Below are 5,006 nucleotides of genomic sequence, written 5' to 3'. Positions count from 1 at the left end.
AGGGTTATTTTACCAGTTGAGGACCACAGCTATGCGTCCCTCGATCGTCGATCATGCAGTGACTCTGTTGGATGGCTATAGCTTTGATCTAGACGGCTACAGAGCTGAACAGTTGGTAGCTGAGTGGATGGACTATTACCAACCTCACTGGATTAAGCTAGCTGTGATAGAAGCGCTCTATCAAGGGCGTTACAAGGCCATTTCTGTGGTACAAATTCTCGCCTTTTGGAAGCGTCGGGGTGAGCCACTATGCCATTTCAATGCTGAATTTGCCCAGATGGTATGTGAGCATGTGTTACCGGTAGTTCACCAGGAAGCGATCGGGGCTACCCTTCCATCAACATCCCCTGATGTTACCGCAGCCTGTCAGCCTCAGTTGTTGTGCTGGCAATCATCTGACAAGCAATCGGCCTCTAGCACCATACCTGACCCCTGGGAAGAGCCACCCACTCATTCAATACTCCCTGAGCAAGGCGTATCTGAGCAATCACCCTCAGAACCAGAGCCAATGACCTGTCAGCCTATTCAGCCTATTCACCAGTTTGTACCCCCGACAGATACCTCAGAGTTTTACGCTAAGCTCAAGGCTGTCGCTGCAACTAAGGATTGATGTCTATGGGGATGAGCCAAGAGCAGCCAATCGTTCACATTCTCATCCCAGTTTATAATCGCTGTGCTATAACCCTAGCTTGCCTTCACCAGTTACAACAGCTTGGCGTGTTGGATCGGTATCAGATAGTAGTTGTGGATGATGGCTCTACAGATGGAACCACGGCTGCCATTCAAACAGCTTATCCGACGGTCAAGGTGCTAGTAGGAACAGGGGATCTATGGTGGACAGGTGCAATGCGGCTAGGGATGAGCAATGCCTGGGCAGACCGTGCTGCGATCGTTTTATGGCTGAATGATGACTGCTGGCCTGAGCCAGGTGCGATCGAAGCGTTGGTTGAGTTTGTGCATACCCATCCTAAAACGATCGCTGCTGCTGCCTGCTACAGTCCCAGTGGCAATCAACCGCTGCCAACTGGCTTTCGAGGCCGACACCGATTTGCTGCCCATCCTGGCGAAGTCGTTGTAGTTGAGGGTACTAGCGGCTACTGCGTGGCAATTCCTCGATCGGTAATGGCAACGATCGGCTATCCTGATGCTGATCGTTTTCCTCAGTATGGTGGTGACGGAATGTATTTGCTAGCTGCTAGCCGCGCTGGGTTTACGGTCTGTATTCTTGGAGATGCCAAGGTTCGCCTGCCTGGAGTTACTGACACAATTTATCGCTTTCGCGACTATCTGTACCAGCTACCAGTGCCCAGTTGGTACCGTGTGTTCAGTAGCAAAAAGTCCCCCTATCATCTGCCTACTCGCTTTCATTACCATTTGACCAAATATGGCTCTGTTGGCGGATTGTCGCTGTTTCTAGGGCAAACCGTAGTGTGGATGGTGCAATGGTTCATAGTGTTCATCACGTTCTTAGGTCGAAGAGGTCAGTAAAAAACTCCCCATGCAGAAGTTGCTTTGCCTTAGTAATGGTCATGGTGAAGATGAAATTGCCTGTCGGATAGCCACTGCTCTGCAACAACAACCTAATCCTCCAGAACTGGCAGGTCTGCCGATCGTCGGTGTGGGTCATGCTTATCGGCAAGCAGGGATTACAATCGTAGGGCCTGTGCAAACCATGCCCTCTGGTGGGTTTGTCAATCAAGATGGCCGCCAATTAGTGCGCGATATGCAAGCAGGGTTAGTGCAGCTTACGCTGGCTCAGCTACGAGCCGTCAAAGCCTGGGCAGCCGTTGGTGGATTCATTTTGGCAGTTGGGGATATTGTGCCCCTAGTGCTAGCATGGCTAAGCGGTGCTCCCTATGCCCTAGTAGCCACGGCCAAGTCTGACTATCATCTCCGCGACGAAGAGACTGGCATCCACCCCAACTTACCCTGGTTTGAGCGGCTGGAATATTGTCTAGGAGGGGTGTACTTACCCTGGGAGCGTTGGCTTATGAATCGCCCCAACTGCAAGGCAGTGTATCCCCGCGATCGCCTCACTACCACTACTTTACAGCGCTATAGTATCCCAGCAATTGATCTTGGTAACCCCATGATGGATGGTTTTGATGCTGCCTCTGCTGACACTAGTGCCCCTCCCAATTGCTTGACACTGCTACTCTTGCCTGGTTCTCGGATTCCAGAAGCCTATGCTAACTGGCGACAAATTCTCCAGGCTGTGCAAGGTGTTATTGACACTGCGCCGGATCGTGCGCTTCGCTGTCTAGCAGCAATCGCCCCCAGCCTCTCACTAGCCGAACTCGCCACAACGCTAGTGACGATGAACTGGCAAGCTAATCAAGGTTCATCAACAGAATTTCACCATACCTTGAATCCCAATATCCACCTAGAGTTATCTACAGCGTTTACTGTCTGTGCCCAACAAGCCGACGTGGCAATCGCCATGACTGGCACAGCGACAGAGCAATTTGTTGGTCTTGGCAAGCCTGCGATTACTATGCCGGGACGAGGCCCTCAGTTTACTTTAGCCTTTGCCCAAGCCCAGAATCGGCTGTTAGGTTGTTCAGTTACCCTAGCACCTAACCCTGAAGCTGTTGCTCCAGCGCTGCAACGGTTATTGAGTAATGCTGATGGTCTCCACGCCATTGCCCAAAATGGCTACCTGCGCATGGGTGCTCCCGGTGCTGCCCAACGAATTGCTAAGCATCTGATTACCCTCGCTTAAAGAGCTGTAGCAGTCAAGAGGTAAGAGGAACAGGGTACAGACGTAACTACTCCTTTGCCTAGCCTTTGCCTAGATAGTCTGTCTCGCTAGTATTTCATGCCTGTTTTGCGATGGTGAACAGCAGTGAGGGCATCAGCTAGCAGAACATTGCCAGTCTCAGCGATCGCGTATACTAGCCAATGATCCCCACACTCCATGCGTTGGTCAGCTCGACATTCCAGCCAAGCCAGAGCATCTGTCAAAATCAAGTTACCGTTATCTGTTTCCTGAGTCGCCACCCCAGCAAACCGATCCTCCCCTGGCTGAAATGGTTTCAAAAACTGCTTCATCAGCGGAATGTGCTTGCCTTCAGCTAGAATATTAAGCACGAAGCGGCTTCCTGGATAAATCAGCGACTCAATTGCGCGGTCTTTAGCAATAGCCACCATCACTCCTGGTGGATTGAAAGTAGCTTGAGATACCCACGATGCCAACATAGCACCACTGACTTCTCCATGGCGAACAGTAAGGATGCATAGGGAACCTACCAATCGACCTACTGCTTGCTCAACATTGCTGGCAGGCTGGTTGGCTGTGCGGACTTTCTTCGCCTTTTTCAAGCTTTGGGCAAAATCGGTGCCAGTCTGCTCACACATCTGGAGGGTGGCTTCGGTTGGCTTAAATTTAACGCGAATGGGTTCAAATCCAAAACTATAGCCTGCATCACGGAGTTTACTATAGATGATATCGATCGCCTCCCCACTCCAGCCAAACGAACCAAACACTCCCGCTAGCTTGGTCTTACTTGCTGTAGACAAAATGATACCTAAGGCTGTTTGCACAGGTGTTGGCACATGTCCCCCCAATGTAGGCGAGCCAATAATAAACCCACTCGCCTTCTCAATCACTGCTTGGATTTCAGCCGGCTCTGCAACTTCACAGTTAATCGACTCTACGGCTACCCCTGCTTTGGTAATTCCCCTAGCGATCGCCTGTGCCATAGTGGTGGTGTTGCCATAGGCAGAAGCATACAATAACGCTACGGATAACTCTTGCGATCGCTGCTGTTGACTCCATTGCCAATAGACTTTAATGACATCAGCTAGCCCATATCTCACCAGAGGGCCATGCCCAGGGGCAATTAACAGAGGTGGCGAAGAGGCTGTTGCCAGGGGTAAAGAAGCTGCAAACGCAGATGGGGAAGAATCTTGACCAGTCTGCTCCGTCTTCAATGGCTGACGACCAAACCTAGCCAGTTGGGGAACTGTGCTGGTCAGCTTTTCTAGAGCTGTTTCTACATGCCGTGCATGGGGAGCCATCAAGCAGTCAAAATAATAGCGACGATCCTCCAACCAGACAGCCCAACCCTCATCAAAGACCTGATCCCCACAAATATGCGCTCCAAATAATTTATCTGTGTAGAGGATATTACTTCTAGAGTCATAGGTGCAGAGACTATCAGGATAGCGTGGGTTTGGTGTAGGAATAAACTGAAGATGATGGCCTAGTCCCAAGTCCAGCGTTTCATCTCCCCGCGCAACACGAATCATTGGAGCCTGTTCCGCTAGCCCATTGCGCAGTGTGATCGCTGCTGGATTTGAGCAGATAAACGTAACACGGTCAGTAATCTCTAAGATGGCCTTTAGTGTCACCATGCGGTTAGGATTTACATGACCTAAGATGATGTAGTCCAAAGACTTCAAATCCAGCCGCTGTTGTAGTTCTGTCAAATAAATTTCAGTGAACGTCTCACCGGGTGGGTCAATCAGTGCTACCCGATCAGCCTGAATCAAGAATGAATTGGCTGTAGTTCCGCGCTCTAGAGCATATTCAATTTCAAAGCGCAAGCGCTTCCAACTTCGCGATCGTAGCGCTGTCGTTTCCGGTGCAATTGGCAATACCTGCACATCTCTCGGTCTGGAAACTGGCTCCATCATTGGCTACCTCCATTACGCCCAGATACGTCAGACACCTTTCTGTACGTAATCTCAGTGTCGCACGGAGTGGGACTGAAGCGGATGGTCATCTCCACAAACCGCTATACAGACTGGCTATATCATCCATTAGGAAGACCGATCGAGAAACCAGCTACGCTACAGCACAGCTCGGTTGCTTGATAAAACTCTTGAAACTTCTGTTCTCTTATGGGTTAGATTGGCAACGTGTAACCCAGTAGAACATGGACTGGCGTTGAATTTCACCTTATTCGACCCAGCCACAAAAGACTTGTCAGTCAACCAGCAACATAACTCTACAGCGGCAAATAACCTCGCAAATAACCTTGGAGTAAGCCTCAGAGCCAAAT

General features: G+C 50.4%; 4 protein-coding genes. 3 read left to right on the top strand and 1 reads right to left on the bottom strand.

The window, feature by feature from the left end:
• Window positions 1-31: 31 nt before the first annotated feature.
• From NZ772_13600 to NZ772_13590, 3 genes are read left to right on the top strand one after another with little or no spacing between them, the layout of a single operon-like run.
• Complete coding sequence (locus NZ772_13600) at window positions 32-610, top strand: hypothetical protein (GenBank protein ID MCS6814584.1); 579 nt, start codon at window positions 32-34, stop codon at window positions 608-610.
• Window positions 611-615: 5 nt separating this feature from the next.
• Entirely contained in the window at window positions 616-1,488 is an 873-nt protein-coding gene (locus NZ772_13595; GenBank protein MCS6814583.1) for a glycosyltransferase, read from the top strand.
• A gap of 10 nt (window positions 1,489-1,498) precedes the next feature.
• Window positions 1,499-2,722, top strand: a complete 1,224-nt coding sequence (locus NZ772_13590) for a lipid-A-disaccharide synthase-related protein (protein ID MCS6814582.1) — start codon at window positions 1,499-1,501, stop codon at window positions 2,720-2,722.
• An 86-nt stretch (window positions 2,723-2,808) separates the two neighbouring features.
• Here the strand turns inward: NZ772_13590 and NZ772_13585 are convergent, their stop codons facing one another.
• Window positions 2,809-4,638, bottom strand: a complete 1,830-nt coding sequence (locus tag NZ772_13585; GenBank protein ID MCS6814581.1) for a diflavin flavoprotein — start codon at window positions 4,636-4,638, stop codon at window positions 2,809-2,811.
• Between the last annotated feature and the right edge of the window lie 368 nt (window positions 4,639-5,006).

The organism is Cyanobacteriota bacterium (genome assembly GCA_025054735.1).
GTDB lineage: Bacteria > Cyanobacteriota > Cyanobacteriia > SKYG9 > SKYG9 > SKYG9.
This window is presented reverse-complemented; position numbering and strand designations above follow the sequence as displayed.